Genomic DNA, 15,254 nt, shown 5'->3' with positions numbered 1-15,254 from the left:
CCCCGACGCTAGTGCACCGGGAAGACCTGCTCCACCAGGGCGATCAGCGACGTGGCCAGGAGTGCGTGCACCTGCTGGCGGGTCAGGACTCCCCGCTGCAACCACTCCTGGGCCGTGCAGATCGCCAGGCCGACGTAGGAGCGGCACATCGCGCGCAGCACCGGCGACGGGTCGTCCCCCATCCCGACGGCGCGCAGCACCCCGGCCGCGGCGACGTCGACCGCCTCGGCGATCACCTCGTTCACGTCGGCGTCACCGGCCATCCCGCCGGCGCCGGTGGCGGCCAGCCAGGAGGTGCTGTGCCGGGAGACGACGTCGAGGAAGTACCCGACGATGGAGTCGGCACGTTCTTGCAGGTCACCCTCGGGGAGCTGCTCCAGGGCGACCTCGGGCACGGTCAGCATGACCCGCACCACCGCGAGGTAGAGGTCCTTCTTCGTACCGAAGTAGTGATTGACCAGGCCGCGCGCGACTCCGGCGTCCCGGGCCACATCCGTGGTCGAGACCTCGGCGTAGGGCCGCGACCCGAAGTGCCGGATCGCCACCGACAGGATCTGCTCGCGCCGCGCGTCGGGCTCGAGCCTGCGCCGGCGCATCGACTCGACGCGCACCACGGGCCCGACCTTACGGCACGTCGATCCATCGATCGTCTCGCCAGAAGGATGGCGGCAATTCGCATCCAGCTTATTGACACCTCGCCAATAGTGCTCGATGGTAGGTCGATGCCGACGCCTGGACTGGACGGTTATGTCGAACCGTGGCGCAAGCCGGAACACGACGACCTGGCCGAGCTCGCCCGCACCTTCTTCACCAAGGAGGTGGTGCCGCACGCCGAGCGGCTGGAGCAGCAGGGCCATCCCGACCGCGAGCACTACCGCCGGGCCGGCGAGCTCGGCCTGCTCGGCCTCTCCATCCCGGAGGAGTACGGCGGCGGGGGCGGCGACTTCACCCACGAGGCCGTGCTGCTGCACGAGCAGACGCTGACCGGCGAGGGCAGCCTCGGCATCGCGGTGCACAGCGGGATCGTCACCGGCTACATCAACGAGTACGGCACCGAGGAGCAGAAGCGGCGCTGGCTGCCCGGTCTGGTGAGCGGCGAGCTGATCGGCGCCATCGGGATGACCGAGCCGGACGGCGGCTCCGACCTCCAGTCGATCCGCACGAGGGCGGTCCGCGACGGCGACGACTACGTGGTGAACGGCTCGAAGACGTTCATCACCAACGGCATCCTCGCGGACCTGCTGATCCTGGCCGTCAAGACCGACACCTCGGCACGCGCGCACGGCATGTCGCTGCTGGTCTGCGAGTTGACCGGCGACCCGGAGGGCTTCCGGAGGGGCCGGAAGATCGAGAAGATCGGCCTGCACTCGAACGACACCGCGGAGCTGTTCTTCGACGACTTCCGGGTGCCGGCCGCCAACCTGCTCGGCGCCGAGGGCGCCGGCTTCATCCAGATGATGCAGCAGCTGCCGCAGGAACGCCTGGTCATCGGGGTGGGCGCGGTCGCCGCCATGCAGCGGGCCGTCGAGATGGCGACCGGGTACGCCAAGGAGCGCACCGCCTTCGGCAAGCCCCTGATCGGCCACCAGAACACCCGGATGGTGCTGGCCGACGTGGCGACCCGCACCCGCGTGTCCCGGATCTTCCTGGACGACTGCATCCAGCGGCACGCCCGTGGTGAGCTGGACGTGGCCACCGCCGCCATGGCCAAGCTCTACCTCACCGAGGGCCAGTGCGAGGTGGTCGACCGCTGCCTGCAGATCTTCGGCGGCTACGGCTACACCACCGAGTACCCGATCTCGAAGATGTACGCGGACGCCCGTGTCCAGAAGATCTACGGCGGCACGAACGAGATCATGAAGGAGCTGATCTCCCGTGTCCTCTAGTGGCCGGGGCCCCCTGGACGGCATCCGGGTCGTGGAGCTGGCCGGTCTCGCGCCGGCCCCGTTCGGCTGCATGATCCTCGCCGACCTGGGCGCCGACGTGGTGCTGGTCGACCGCCCCGGCGGTACCGGGCCGATCGGTCCGATGCAGCGCGGCCGGCGCCGGGTGACAGTGGATCTCAAGTCGGAGACCGGTAGGGCCGAGCTGCTCGGCCTGATCGAGCGGGCCGACGTGCTGGTCGAGGGCTACCGGCCGGGCGTGGCCGAGCGGCTCGGTTTCGGCCCGGACGACTGCGAGCGGATCAACCCGAGGCTGATCTACGCGCGGATGACCGGGTGGGGCCAGGACGGGCCGCTCGCGAAGGCCGCCGGGCACGACATCGACTACATCGCGATCTCCGGGGCGCTGGAACCGCTGGGCCGTCCCGGCGAGCGCCCGCACGCGCCGGTCAACCTGCTCGGCGACTTCGCGGGCGGCGGCATGCTGCTGGCCGTCGGCATCCTGGCGGCGCTGGTCGAGCGCGGCGTCTCCGGCCGCGGTCAGGTGATCGACGCGGCGATGGTCGACGGCTCCTCGCTGCTGATGACCTTCCTGCACGGCTTCCTGGCCGAGGGCCGGTGGCCGGGCGGCCGCGGGCAGAACCTGCTCGACGGCGGCGCCCCGTTCTACGACACCTACCAGGCGTCCGACGGCGGCTACCTGGCCGTCGGCTCGCTCGAACCGCAGTTCTACGCGGCACTGCTCAAGGGCCTCGGCCTCGACGACGACCCGGACCTGCCCGGCCAGTTCGACTTCGCGGATTGGCCGGAGCTGCGCCGCCGGTTCACCGAGCGGTTCGCGCAGCGCACCCGCGACGAGTGGGCGTCGATCTTCGAGCGCCTGGACGCGTGCGTGAGCCCGGTCCTGTCGCTCACCGAGGCGCCGAATCATCCGCACAGCCGGGCCCGGAACGCGTTCATCGAGGTCGACGGCGTGGTCCAGCCCGCTCCGGCGCCGCGCCTGAGCCGCACGCCGGCGCCCGTCCCGGAGGCCGTCAAACCCGCGACGGTCACCGAGATCCTGTCCGGCTGGGCTTAAATCAAGATCGTTTTCTGGTACGGGAAGAGCACGCGAACCGGCCGGGCGCTCACGGCAGTGCCGCGAGCGCCGGGCCGGCGGTGGGTCCGGCTGGTTGTCAGCCGGACCTTTTGTTCCTGACGGGGATGACGCCGAGCGGGGGCAGGCACGCGTCTGCGCACATCGTGGCATGGGAGCGCTCCCATTGCAACGACCCCGCTCGGCGGTCATCGATGGATCAGGTGGCGGAGCAGGTCAGCGTGGGCACGCTGTTGGTGCCGGTCCACGACCCGAGGAACCCGAAGGACGTCGACTGGCCGGCCGCGAGAGTGCCGTTGTAGCTCACGTTGCGCGCCGTCACGGTCGATCCACTGCTGGTCACCGTGGCGCTCCAGGCGTTGTTCACGGTCTGCCCGTTGGCGTAGGTCCAGGTCACGGTCCAGCTCTTGACCGCCGAGCCGGCCGTCACCTTGACCTCGCCCTGGAAGCCGCCCGGCCACTGCCCGGCGATCGCGTAGGTGGCCGTGCAGGCGCCCGGCATGGAGTTCGACGGCGACGGCGACGGCGAGCTGGGCGACGGCGACGGGGAACTCGGCGACGGCGACGACGAACCGGGCGAGCTGGGCTGGACGCCGCCGAAGACGGTGGCCTCCCTACTGGTGGCCTTGAGCCCGTTCGCGCCGTTCACGATCCGCTGGCCCCAGGTGGTCAGCGAGGCGGCGTCGAAGCTGTTGGTCATGTCCAGGATCGGGTCGGTGTTGCCGGCCCAGGACCAGCCCAGGTAGCCGATGCCGCGGGCCTGCGCCGCGGCCATCAGGGTCTGGTCGTCGACCTGACCGGAGTCGAACTGCCAGCCGAACTCACCGATCACCAGCGGCCAGCCGCGGCTCTGGAAGTGGTCCAGGTACGCGGTGATCGACGACGCCGTGTTGAACACCGCGTACATGTGGATCGACAGCACCGTGTTGTCGCGGGTGTCCGCGTCCAGCACCGTCTGCGCGTTGTCCCGCATCACGTACTGCCAGTCCTGGCCCCAGTTCGGGGCGTCGATCATCAGCAGGTGCTCGAACCCGTTGGTGCGCATCTTCTGGATCGCGGCGACGGTCGCGGCGGTCCACTGTGACGGGTTCGTGTTGCCGATCGGCTCGTTGCCGATGTTGATGACGACGTAGTTCTCCTGGCCGGTGAGCACGCTCTTCAGGCCGATCCAGTAGTTCACCGCCTGGTCCAGCGTGTAGGCCGCGCCGTCCTCGCCGTACCCGGTGGTGTCGTGGTTCTCCAGCACGCAGATCAGCCTGTTCGCCTTGCACAGGTTGATCACGTTGGTCACGTCGGCGGCGGTGTTGGCGGTCCAGCGGCCGCCGCTGAGCACCACCCGGACCGTGTTGGCACCGGCCGCCTTGATGTCGGCGAACGAGCCGGTCTGCCCGGCGTACCAGGTGTGCATGTGGTTGATGCCGCGCATCACGAACGTGTTGCCGTTGGCCTCGACGATGTTGCGGCCCTCGATGTGCAGACCGGTCGCGGCGTAGGCGGGGTTGACGAACGTGAGCACGGATGCGGTGAGGGTGATGAGGACGGCGGCCAGGACGGCCAGTCTTCTCTTCATGACCTGCCTCTTGGGGGAAGTGGACGGCGTACGTCGACGCGTTCCACCCGCCCCCGGGCAGTTGACAACCTACCCCCGGCCCCTTCTCATCGCAATCCGTCGATTCAGGCGGCCTTCCGGCGGCTGTGCTTCTCCCGGTACATGGCGGCGTCCGCCTCGGCGGTCAGGGTTTCCAGGGTCGCCTCTCCCCCGGCCGGCCGCAGCGCCACACCGATGCTCACGCCGACCGTCACCCGTACGCCGTCGCCCAGGTCCACGGGTATCGGAACCGCCTCCCGGATCCGCTCGCAGGCCGCCGCCACCGTGCCGGGACCGGCCCCGGGCAGCAGGACCAGGAACTCGTCGCCGCCGAGGCGGCCCACCACCGGCGTCTCGCCGTCCGGTGGGGTGATCTCACGCATGGCGGTGGTCAGCCGGTCACCGACCCGGTGCAGCAACACGTCACCGGCGGCGTGCCCGTGGGTGTCGTTGACCAGCTTGAACCCGTTGAGGTCGAGCAGCAGCACGCCGAGCGGGCGGCCGCTGAGCCGGTCCGCGCAGCCGGCCAGGTGCGCCCGGTTGGGCAGTCCGGTCAGCCCGTCGTGGGTGGCCTGGTGCTGGAGCGCCGCCCGGGTCTCCTGGAGGGTCCGCAGGTGCCGGACCAGGCTGGACGACTGGGTTCCGGTGATCACCGCGACCATCACGTTGATGCCGAGCACGAACGGGACGTCCGGCGAGTGCGGGAAGGCGGCCACGAAGACGGCCGAGGTCAGCGCCCAGACGAGCACGGCGCCGGGCAGCCGTTGCCGGACCGCGGCGATCACCACGGCCAGGGCCATCAGCGGCCAGGCGGTCTCCCGGGTCTGCCCCTCGGCGATCACCACGAACCCGCAGATCACCGTGGCGTCCAGCGCGACCTGGACCGCGCTGCGCAGCTCGTACCAGCGGGAGCCCGGGCGCCGGAGATTCCGGACGGCCACCAGGTTGCAGCACAGCATGACGGCGACGGCCACCCAGCTCGCCGCCCGCATGCCGCTGCTCTCCAGCTGGCCGGCCGACATGGCGCCGACCCCGGCCGCATAGAGGGCCGTGCAGACGAGACCGATGCCCCGTGACACCAGGCCGGAGATCTCGATCGTGCGCCGCCGGGACAGCAACGCCTGATCCGAAGGCACCCCTGTCACCGTACGCATGGCATCTTCATCGGCAGGTGCCCCCACGCCTTGAGGAAGGGCCGGCCGCCGTGACGGCGACCGGCCCCGGAGCCTGCGACGGCTCAGAAGGTGAACGTGCCGACCAGGCCGCGCAGCTCGTCGGCGGTACGCGACACCGCCGCGCTGGCCTCCCGGGTCTGCGCGACGCCGCCGACCGTGGCCGCGCTGGCCGTGGCGACGTCGCCGATGTCCGCCGCGATCCGGCTGGAACCGGCGGCGACCTCGGCGATGCTGCGGCTGATCTCGCCGGTGGTGGCGGTCTGCTCCTCCACCGCCGAGGCGATCGTGGTCTGGAAGTCGTTGATCTGGGCGATGACCTCGGAGATGCGGTTGATGACCTCGACCGCGCCCCCGGTGTCCTGCTGGATGGCGTTCACCCGGCGGTGGATGTCCTCGGTGGCGCGCGCGGTCTCCTGGGCGAGGTCCTTGACCTCGGAGGCGACCACGGCGAACCCCTTGCCCGCGGCGCCCGCCCGGGCCGCCTCGATGGTGGCGTTGAGGGCGAGCAGGTTGGTCTGCTCGGCGATGGACGTGATCAGCTTGATGACGTTGCCGATCTCCGCCGACGACTCGCCGAGCTGACGGATGGTGTCGGTGGCGCGCGCCGCCTCGGTCACCGCGATCGAGGCGATCTGGGCGGCCTCGCTGGTGTTGCGGGAGATCTCCCGGATCGACAGGCCCATCTCCTCGGAGCCGGCCGCGACCGTCTGCACGTTGCGGGAGATCTCGCCGGCCTCGGCGGACGCCGAGGTGCTCTGCCGGTCGGTGTTGTCGGCGGCGTCGGCGATCTGGGCCGACACATCGGCCAGCTGGTTCGACGCGGTGGCGAGGCCGCCGGCGCCCTCGGCGATGGTGCGCATCGACTGGCGCAGCTTGTCCAGCGAGCGGTCCAGGCCGGCCGCCATGGTGCCGATCTCGTCGCGGCTGGTGATCTCGGAGCGGACGGTGAGGTCGCCACGGTCCAGGGCGTCGATCACCACGCCCAGCTTGCGGATCGGGCCGAGGATCGACCGGACCATCGGGACGGCCATGCCGATCAGCAGGGCCAGGCCGATTCCGGCCACCACGATCGTCACCGTACGGGTGGAGGCGACCGTGTCGTCCATCTCCGCCTTCTGCACGGCGATCTCGGCCTCCACCTGCTCGGTGAGCGCGTCGAGTGCGTCGTCGGTCTTGTTGTTCCGCTCGGCGATCTCGTCGGTCCGGTTGACCACCGACTTCGGGTTCGCCGCACCGGCGGTGACGAAGCCGGTGATGAAGGTGTTGAAGTCGGCGAAGTCCGCGCGGTGGCTCTGGAACTCCTGAAGTACGGCGGTGGGCAGACCGCACGCCCCGACAGCGTCGGCGGCGCTGGTCGAGGACTCGACGTCGTCGACCACGTCCCCGCTCACGTCGTGCCCGAGCGCGGCCCGGTAGGCGTCCACCTTCAACTCGCTCTGGCGGTTGTTGAGGTGGTTGATCGCCGCGAGACAGGCTTCCAGACCGCGCGTCTCCTCGGCCTGGGAGGCCAGAGCCGACTGCCCGGCCAGGGTGACCGTCGCCATCGCACCGAGCGCGACCGCGCCGGTGGTGACGATGACGCCCAGCCTCTTGGCGATACCGATGTCGTGTAGCCCGCGCACGCTGCCCTCCCTCGAATCCGACATACGGTCCATCGACCCTGTCGGGCGTCACCTGAGGAGAGAAGCTTCACCGGCCGGCTGGTCCGGCCGGCGAACCATCCGGTTCCGGATGATTCAGCGGTTCAGACGACGGGCCCAGTCGGCCGGGACGGCGCCGGCCGGGCCGGGGGCCGGCTGATCGGCCGGGTGACTGGTGGGCGGCGCCAGCTCGGGACCGGAGCCGGCCTGCTCGCTGCCGAAGTCCCAGAACCAGTCCTCGCCGGGCTCGAACGACTGGATGACCGGGTGCCCGGTCTGCCTCCAGTGGGCGGTGGCGTGCTGGGAGGGTGAGGAGTCGCAGCAGCCCACGTGACCGCAGCGGGCACACCGGCGCAGGTGGAACCACCAGCCGCCGGTCGCGAGGCAATCGGCGCAGCCGGTGCCGGAGGGCGGGACGTCGGCCTGGATCGGGGCGTCGGAGCTCACGACCCGAACCTATCAATGCGCCCGGTCGTACGCCTCCTGCGCCGCGCGAACCTGATCCATCTCGCCCTCGACCAGGACGATGAGGTCCTTCATCTTGGCGGCGACCCGCTCGCCGAGATCGGTGAGGCTGTACTCCACCCGGGGCGGGATGGTGGCCTGCACCTCGCGCCGGACCAGGCCGTCACGCTCCAGTGCCTGAAGCGTCTGCGCCAGCATCTTCTCGCTCACCCCGTCGACCCGGCGGCGCAGGGCGTTGAACCGGAACGCCCCTTCGTGCAGCGCGCCCAGCGCCAGGCTGCCCCAGCGGCCGGTGATGTCGGTCAGGACGCCACGGGAGGCGCAGTTCCGCTCGAACACGCTGGCCGCGAAGTCCTCATCCACGCCGGTCACCTTACCAGCGTGGTTGCACTAACTAAAAGTTAGTGCCATTCTTCTCGTCACCGCTCACTTTTCGAGGGCGCGGTTTCGAGAGCATGTCGAAGGGAACCACCATGACCATCGCCGTCACCGGAGCCACCGGGCACCTGGGCCGTCTCGTCGTCGACGCGCTGATCGCGCGGGGCGCCGCCCCCGGCGACATCGTCGCCACGGTCCGGGACACCGCGAAGGCCGCCGGCCTGGCCGCCCTCGGGGTCCAGGTGCGCGAGGCCGACTACGACCGCCCGGAGACCCTGGCCACCGCGTTCGCCGGGGTGGACCGGCTGCTGCTGATCTCCGGCAACACGATCGGGCAGCGGGTCCCCCAGCACACCGCGGTCGTCGAGGCGGCCAAGGCGGCCGGGGTCGGCTTCCTGGCCTACACCAGCATCCTGCGGGCGGACAGCTCACCGCTCGGGCTGGCCCCCGAGCACCTGGCCACCGAGCAGGTCGTGGCGGCGTCCGGCATCCCGTTCGCCCTGCTGCGCAACGGGTGGTACATCGAGAACTACGCGGCCTCGTTCGGCCCGGCCGTCGAGCACGGCGCCCTGCTCGGCAGCGCCGGCGAGGGCCGGATCGCCGCCGCCACCCGCGCCGACTTCGCCGAGGCGGCCGCCGTCGTGCTGCTGCGCGGCGAGCCCGGCGTCCACGAACTGGCCGGCGACCAGCCGTTCACCATGGCCGAGCTGGCCGCCGAGGTGGCCCGCCAGACCGGCGCCCCGGTGGCGTACCGGGACCTGCCGCCCGACGGCTACCGGGACGCGCTGGTCACGGCCGGCATGCCCGGGCAGTTCGCCGACCTGTTCGCCGACACCGACGTCAAGATCCGGGCCGGGCACCTGGACGACACCACCGGCACCCTGTCCCGGCTGATCGGCCGCCCCACCACCCCGTTGGCCGAGGCGGTCGCAACCGCCCTCAAAGGCTGAGGCGGATGGGTAGGCTCCTTTCATGGCCAAACCTCGATGGGAACCCGGCCCGGACCATCCGATCACGATCACCCCGGCCGGGGAGAAGGTCGTGGTCACCGCCGGCGGCCGGGTGATCGCGGAGACCGGGAACGCGCTGCTCCTCCAGGAGGCGCACTATCCACCGGTCCGGTACGTTCCACTCGCCGACGTCGATCCGGCCGTGCTGGAGCGCAGCACCACCACGTCGTACTGCCCGTACAAGGGCGACGCCACCTACTACTCCCTGCCCGGCGCGCCGGACGCCGTCTGGGAGTACCAGGACCCCTACGACGCGGTCGCCGCGATCAAGGGGCACGTCGCCTTCTACCCGGACAAGGTGGAGTTCTCCGCCTAGCCGGTCAGCCCCGTAGCGCGGAGCGGACCGCCGCCAGCTGGTAGCGGTCCGCCTCGTACGGCGTGTAGAGCGAGATCCGGTCGATCGTGCCGGTGAACCGATCACGCAGCCCGGCGGCCACCGTCGCCGGGTCGCCGGACACCGCGAAACAGTCCAGCACGTCGTCGCTGATCTCGGCGGCCATCTCGGCCCACGCCTGCCGCCGGGACAGCACGTTGAGCCGGTCCGCCAGCTCACCCCAGCCGTGCAGCTCCAGCACCGGCCGGTAGGCGGGGGTCGACGCGTAGAAGGCGATCTGCCGCCGGACCGCCTGCTCCGCCCGGCTCCGGGCCGCCTCGTCACCGCCGAGCACCACCATGGCGCTCATCTCGATCCCGAAACCGTCCAGTTCCCCGCCGCGGGCCGCCCGCAGCGCCGGGACGATCCGCTCCCCGAGATAGGACCGGCTGGTCAGTGGGTGCACCAGCAGCCCGTCGGCGACCCGGCCGGCGGCCGCCACCATCCGCTCGCCGACCGCGGCCAGCTCCACCCCCGGATTGCCGAACGGGTTCGGCCCCGGGTCGAAGAACTCGGTCATCAGCGTGTGCCGGTAGAACTCGCCGCGGAACATCAGCCGCTCGCCGGTCGCCCACGAGTGCCAGATCGCCCGCAGCGCCGACACGAACTCCTCCATCCGCGCGGCCGGGCGGCTCCACGGCATCGCGAACCGCCGCTCGATGTGCGGGCGCACCTGCGAGCCCAGCCCGAGCCGGAACCGGCCCTCGGAGATCAGTTGCAGGTCGTTGGCGAGGACCGCCACGGTCATCGGGTTACGGGCGAAGGCCACCGCGATGCCGGACTGCAGCGCGATCCTCGAGGTGGCCCGCGCGACCAGGGCCAGGGTGGTGAAGACGTCGTGCTTCGTCTCGGCCGCCGCGAAGCCGTCGTACCCCACCTGTTCCGCGGAGACCGCCGCCGCTTCGGCCTCGGCCGGGGAGGCCGCGACGGGCGCGGCATAGTCAACGAGCATCACACAGCAATATCAGGTTGTTGACCCTCACACGGTGTCAGGCAGTGAACTCGGAGTTGTCATGTTCGCCATAGGAGACTTCGCCCGGCACGGCCGCGTGTCGATCCGGATGCTGCGCCACTACGACGCCATCGGGTTGCTGCGGCCGGCCCACGTCGACCCGGCCACCGGTTACCGGCACTACACGGCCGCCCAGCTGGCCCGGCTCAACCGGATCATCGCGCTCAAGGATCTCGGGTTCACGCTGCAGCAGGTGCACGAGATCATCGACGGCACGCTGAGCACCGGCGAGCTGCGGGGCATGCTCCGGTTGCGGCGGGCCGAGCTGGCGACGTCGGTGGCCGAGGCCACCGCCCGGCTGGTCCAGGTCGAGGCGCGTCTCCGTGCCATCGAGAGTGAGGGGCACATGCCCACGAACGACGTCGTCCTCAAGTCCGTCCCGGCGGTGCGGGTCGCCGCGCTGACCGCCACGGCCGCCAGTTACCAGCCGGAGGACATCAGCCCGGTGATCGGGCCGCTCTACGAGGAGCTGTGCCGGCGGCTGGAGACCGCCGGGGTCACCCCGGCCGGACCTGGCATCGCCTGGTACGAGGACGCCCCCGAGGGCCGGATCACCGTGCACGCCGGCATGACCGTCTCGGTCGCGCCCGGCGCCGGCGACTTCGAGGTCCGCGACCTGCCGGCCGTGGGGCAGGCCGCCACCATCGTGCACCGCGGCTCGATGGACGCCGTGGTGCCGACCGGCCAGGCCCTGGCCCGGTGGATCGACGGCAACGGCTTCCGGGCCGCCGGCTACCCGCGCGAGGTGACCCTGGAGTGCCCGGAGGACCGCGACCGGTGGGTCACCGAACTCCAGGCCCCGGTCACGGCCGCCTGACCACGGCGTCGCGGATCGCCGCCGCCATCACCTCGGCGGTGACCGCGCGCAGCAGGTCCAGGTCGGCCTCCACCGCGCCGGTGGCCAGCGCCACCACGGCGTCCCCGTCGTAGCGGGAGTGCGCCGGGTGCAGGGCCCGGGCGAACCCGGTGTGGCCGCTCTGCGCCAGCAGGTAGCAGTCGGTCTTGGTGAGCCGGGCGTCGGTGAGCACCACGGCGAGCGTGGTGTTCTCCCCCGGGAACGGGGTGGCCACGCGCTCCACGGGCGGCCGGTCGGCGCCGAGGACGTCGCCCCACGGGTTCACCGCGGCGATCGCCTCCACCGTGGCGCCGCCGGCCCGCCCGGTGGCGCGGCCCAGCCCACCGGGCTCGGCGAGACCCCGCCACTTGCCGGTGGTGGCTCCGGTGCCGGCGCCGACCGTACCGGTGGGGAAGGGTTGTCCGCTCAACGCGGCGAGAGCCGCCTCGCGGCCTTGAGCGGCACCCGGTGGCGTCCCCGCGACCGACGCGTCGAACAGCGACATGCCGACGACGATCGGCACCGGGCCGAGGCTGGTCGGGAAGCCCTGGCCGCGCTCGCGCAGCAGTTCCGCCACGCCGTCGCCGGCGGCCAGGCCGAAGGCGGAGCCGCCGGAGAGCACCACGGCGTCCACCCGCTCGACCAGGCGGCCCGGTTCCAGCAGGGCGAACTCGCGGGTGGCCGGGGCGCCGCCGCGGACCTCGCCGGAGCCGACCGTGCCGGGCGGCGGAAGGATCACGGTGACCCCGGTGCCGTCGCCGGTCCAGTGCCCGGCGTACGCGTTGAGCAGCTGCGGTTCGGCCATGAGACGAACCGTATCGGGCGATCACGTTCCGGCGCGGAATGCCGGGGTATGCAGACGGCTCGTCACCGAACGTCACAGAGAAGGAAACCCGACATGGAGCCGACCGTTCCGAGTCCGGCGGAGAAGCAGCCGGCCGAGACCAGCCCGGTGAAGGAGTCCCTGGCCCCGGACCGCGGATTGCAGACGGGCGACTACCTGACCACCGGCCAGGGCGTCCGGCTGCCGGACACCGACCACTCCCTGAAGGCCGGGCCGCGCGGGCCGGCGCTGATAGAGGACTTCCATCTGCGCGAGAAGATCACCCACTTCGACCACGAGCGGATCCCGGAACGGGTCGTTCACGCCCGCGGATCCGGGGCCTACGGCACGTTCACCGCCTACGGCAACGCCGCGTCCGTCACCAAGGCCGGCTTCCTCGCCGAGAAGGGCCGGGAGACCGACGTGTTCGTGCGGTTCTCCACGGTGCTCGGCTCGCGCGGGTCGGCCGACACGGTCCGCGACGTGCGCGGGTTCGCGGTGAAGTTCTACACCGCGGAGGGCAACTTCGACCTGGTCGGCAACAACATGCCGGTCTTCTTCATCCAGGACGCCATCAAGTTCCCGGACATCATCCACGCCGCCAAGTGGCACCCCGACCGTGAGATCCCGCAGGCGCAGACCGCCCACGACACGTTCTGGGACTTCGTGTCACTGCACACCGAGGCCACCCACCACGTGTTCTGGGCGATGTCGGACCGGGGCATCCCACGTTCGTTCCGGACCATGGAGGGCTTCGGCGTGCACACGTTCCGGCTGGTCGACGCGGCCGGGAAGACGTCGCTGGTGAAGTTCCACTGGAAGCCGGCGGCCGGGGTGCACTCGCAGGTGTGGGAGGAGACCCAGCTGACCGCCGGCGTCGACCCCGACTTCCACCGCCGCGACCTGGCCGACTCGATCGACGCCGGCCTGTTCTACGAGTACGAGCTGGGCATCCAGGTGATGCCGGACGACGCCGACGAGTCGTTCGAGGGCATCGACCTGCTCGACCCCACGAAGATCGTCCCGGAGGAACTGGCGCCGGTGCAGCCGATCGGGAAGCTGGTGCTCAACCGGAACCCGGACAACTTCCACGCCGAGACGGAGCAGATCGCGTTCCACATCGGCAACCTGGTGCCCGGCATCGAGGTCACCAACGACCCGCTGTTGCAGGGCCGGCTCTTCTCCTACCTGGACACCCAGCTCAGCCGCCTCGGTGGGCCGAACTTCAACCAGCTGCCGATCAACCGGCCGCACGCGCCGGTGAACGACAACCAGCGGGACGGCATGCACCAGAGCGTCGTGCACCGGGGCATCGCCCACTACCTGCCGAACAGCCTCGCGGGCTCGGAGGGCCCGGTGCCGGCCGGACCGGAGAACGGCGGCTACGTGCACCTGCCCGAGCCGGTCCGCGGCGACAAGGTACGGGCCAACCCGGTGTCGTTCGCCGACCACCACACGCAGGCCGCCCTGTTCTACCGCAGCCTCAGCCCCCTCGAGCAGGACCACGTGGCCGAGGCGTTCACGTTCGAGTTGAGCAAGTGCTACGAACAGGCGATCCGCGTACGCATGCTCGGTGTTCTGGCGAACGTCGATGCCGAACTGACCGCGAAGGTGGCCGCCGGACTGGGTCTGCCGGTTCCCGAAGGGAAGCCGGTCGCGGACGTCACGCCGTCGCCGGCGCTCACGCAGATCACCGAACGGGCCTGGCCGGTGACCGGCCGGGTGGTCGGCGTGATCGGCACGCCGGACAAGCAGACCGCGGCGTTGCAGAAGGCACTGAAGGCACACGGTGTCGTGGTACGGGTGATCGCGCCGGTCGGCGGCGAGGGGGTGGAACGCACGTTCCAGACCGCCCGATCCGTCGAGTTCGACGCGATCATGGTCGCCGCGGCCACCACCGACATGCAGATGACGGTGCTGCTGCAGGAGGCGTTCCGGCACGGCAAGGCGATCGCGGTGCACGGCGAGGGCGAGCAGACCCTGATCAACGCCGGGATCGACGTGAAGGCGCCGGGCATCCTGTTCGACCCGGATCCGGAGACGATCGTGGCGGCCCTCGGCCGGCACCGGGTCTGGGAGCGGATGCCGCTGCTCAAGCCGCGGGCGTCGTCCGCCGGGGCCTAGTACGACCAGGGTGCGGCTCGGCCTCCATCCGGTTCAGTACCGGATGGAGGCCAGCGCCAGGCCGGCGATGCTGCAACAGGCGGTGAGCCAGGCGATCGGCAGCAGGTTGTAGGTCAGCATGCCGAGAATCCCGGCGGGCGAAACGCTCAAGACCACCAGTGCGGCGACGATGAAGACGAGCGCGGCGACGACCGCCACCTGGAGGTAGCCACGGTGGGCGGACATCTGGCTGACCATGCGGACTCCGAGGGTACGGAAACGGGGAGCCGCCACCCTCCCGTATCACCGGATCCTTCGGCAACAGCCGCAACGGCCGTTCCCTCCACCGCCCGCAACGGGATTCCACCCACCCGTCCTGAATCCCTCGTCCTACCGGCAGACCCCGCAAAGCCGGCCGGCCGATGAGCACGTGCGCCCACAAGCCGACGCGGCGCGGCGGCCAACCCTTCTGACCGGCACAACAGCCGTTACACCACTTCCAGGGCTTGACCTTCGGCCGGTCACCGCGGGCTCTTGAATAATCGTTGCCGGACGGCGCGATCTTGGGTGATCGCGGTTATCCGGGCGTATCCGATAACCCAAGGTCTACCAGGGTAGATAGATCTTGGACGATGATCTACCGCTGCCACCACCGCAACCACCCACCCGGCGCGAGCGGCAGCGCCTGCGGGAGTGGCCAACCGATCTACGCCCGGCGGGCGCGGCACAGGCCGCAGCGGGCAGCAAGCACGCGCTGACCGGACGGAACGGCCCTGAACAGGCGGGGACGAGGACACGCGTACAAGAGAAGAGAAGCTGGAAGCGGAACGCGGACCTCGACCACGAAGGCTTATGGCGCGCCGGCCCGGACGG

Annotated in this window: 14 protein-coding genes and 1 pseudogene; 6 read left to right on the top strand and 9 right to left on the bottom strand. The window is 71.0% G+C overall.

Going from position 1 to position 15,254, the window contains the following annotated elements; genetic code table 11:
- Positions 1-8: 8 nt before the first annotated feature.
- Complete coding sequence (locus KZ829_RS13030) at positions 9-614, bottom strand: TetR/AcrR family transcriptional regulator (RefSeq protein ID WP_308285458.1); 606 nt, start codon at positions 612-614, stop codon at positions 9-11.
- Positions 615-722: 108 nt separating this feature from the next.
- Here KZ829_RS13030 and KZ829_RS13025 point away from each other — a divergent pair, with 108 nt between their 5' ends.
- A complete protein-coding gene (locus KZ829_RS13025) occupies positions 723-1,886 on the top strand; it encodes an acyl-CoA dehydrogenase family protein (RefSeq protein WP_220144132.1) in 1,164 nt (387 codons plus the stop codon).
- On the top strand, positions 1,876-2,961 hold the full coding sequence (locus KZ829_RS13020) for a CaiB/BaiF CoA transferase family protein (protein ID WP_220144131.1): 1,086 nt from the start codon (positions 1,876-1,878) through the stop codon (positions 2,959-2,961). Before KZ829_RS13025 ends, KZ829_RS13020 begins: the two co-directional genes overlap by 11 nt.
- 217 nt (positions 2,962-3,178) lie before the next feature.
- On the opposite strand, the gene KZ829_RS13015 is transcribed toward KZ829_RS13020, so the two are convergent.
- The 5 genes from KZ829_RS13015 to KZ829_RS12995 all read right to left on the bottom strand — a co-directional run bounded on the left by KZ829_RS13015 (position 3,179) and on the right by KZ829_RS12995 (position 8,210).
- Positions 3,179-4,549 carry a cellulase family glycosylhydrolase gene (locus KZ829_RS13015; RefSeq protein ID WP_220144130.1) on the bottom strand — a complete coding sequence of 457 codons (1,371 nt, stop codon included), beginning with the start codon at positions 4,547-4,549 and terminating at the stop codon, positions 3,179-3,181.
- A 104-nt stretch (positions 4,550-4,653) separates the two neighbouring features.
- On the bottom strand, positions 4,654-5,703 hold the full coding sequence (locus KZ829_RS44470) for a GGDEF domain-containing protein (RefSeq protein WP_220144129.1): 1,050 nt from the start codon (positions 5,701-5,703) through the stop codon (positions 4,654-4,656).
- A 101-nt stretch (positions 5,704-5,804) separates the two neighbouring features.
- Positions 5,805-7,364 carry a methyl-accepting chemotaxis protein gene (locus KZ829_RS13005; RefSeq protein WP_308285457.1) on the bottom strand — a complete coding sequence of 520 codons (1,560 nt, stop codon included), beginning with the start codon at positions 7,362-7,364 and terminating at the stop codon, positions 5,805-5,807.
- 114 nt (positions 7,365-7,478) lie between these two features.
- Positions 7,479-7,829: a UBP-type zinc finger domain-containing protein gene (locus tag KZ829_RS44465; protein ID WP_220144127.1), complete on the bottom strand. Its 351-nt coding sequence runs from the start codon at positions 7,827-7,829 to the stop codon at positions 7,479-7,481.
- A gap of 12 nt (positions 7,830-7,841) precedes the next feature.
- A complete protein-coding gene (locus KZ829_RS12995; protein ID WP_308285456.1) occupies positions 7,842-8,210 on the bottom strand; it encodes a winged helix-turn-helix transcriptional regulator in 369 nt (122 codons plus the stop codon).
- 110 nt (positions 8,211-8,320) lie between these two features.
- Here KZ829_RS12995 and KZ829_RS12990 point away from each other — a divergent pair, with 110 nt between their 5' ends.
- Both KZ829_RS12990 and KZ829_RS12985 read left to right on the top strand, forming a co-directional pair.
- Entirely contained in the window at positions 8,321-9,175 is an 855-nt protein-coding gene (locus KZ829_RS12990) for an SDR family oxidoreductase (RefSeq protein ID WP_220144125.1), read from the top strand.
- A gap of 22 nt (positions 9,176-9,197) precedes the next feature.
- Complete coding sequence (locus KZ829_RS12985) at positions 9,198-9,551, top strand: DUF427 domain-containing protein (RefSeq protein ID WP_220144124.1); 354 nt, start codon at positions 9,198-9,200, stop codon at positions 9,549-9,551.
- Between the two features lie 4 nt (positions 9,552-9,555).
- On the opposite strand, the gene KZ829_RS12980 is transcribed toward KZ829_RS12985, so the two are convergent.
- Positions 9,556-10,560, bottom strand: coding sequence for a TIGR03617 family F420-dependent LLM class oxidoreductase (locus KZ829_RS12980; RefSeq protein WP_220144123.1), 1,005 nt, complete (start codon positions 10,558-10,560; stop codon positions 9,556-9,558).
- 61 nt (positions 10,561-10,621) lie between these two features.
- Between KZ829_RS12980 and KZ829_RS12975 the strand changes: the two genes are divergently transcribed.
- The gene (locus tag KZ829_RS12975) at positions 10,622-11,437 is read left to right on the top strand and encodes a MerR family transcriptional regulator (RefSeq protein WP_220144122.1); all 816 of its coding nucleotides are present in this window, start codon (positions 10,622-10,624) and stop codon (positions 11,435-11,437) included.
- Here KZ829_RS12975 and KZ829_RS12970 read toward each other — a convergent pair.
- Entirely contained in the window at positions 11,424-12,260 is an 837-nt protein-coding gene (locus KZ829_RS12970; protein WP_220144121.1) for a P1 family peptidase, read from the bottom strand. The two genes, KZ829_RS12975 and KZ829_RS12970, sit on opposite strands and share 14 nt — an antisense overlap.
- Before the next feature lie 38 nt (positions 12,261-12,298).
- Here KZ829_RS12970 and KZ829_RS12965 point away from each other — a divergent pair.
- Positions 12,299-14,402, top strand: a pseudogene (locus KZ829_RS12965) (catalase).
- A gap of 33 nt (positions 14,403-14,435) precedes the next feature.
- Here KZ829_RS12965 and KZ829_RS12960 read toward each other — a convergent pair.
- Positions 14,436-14,627, bottom strand: coding sequence for a hypothetical protein (locus KZ829_RS12960; protein WP_220144119.1), 192 nt, complete (start codon positions 14,625-14,627; stop codon positions 14,436-14,438).
- Between the last annotated feature and the right edge of the window lie 627 nt (positions 14,628-15,254).

It is taken from the genome of Actinoplanes hulinensis (assembly GCF_019429605.1).
In the GTDB taxonomy this organism is placed as follows: domain Bacteria; phylum Actinomycetota; class Actinomycetes; order Mycobacteriales; family Micromonosporaceae; genus Actinoplanes; species Actinoplanes campanulatus.
The sequence above is the reverse complement of the archived record's forward strand: the minus strand, read 5'-3'. Positions and strand labels throughout refer to the sequence as shown.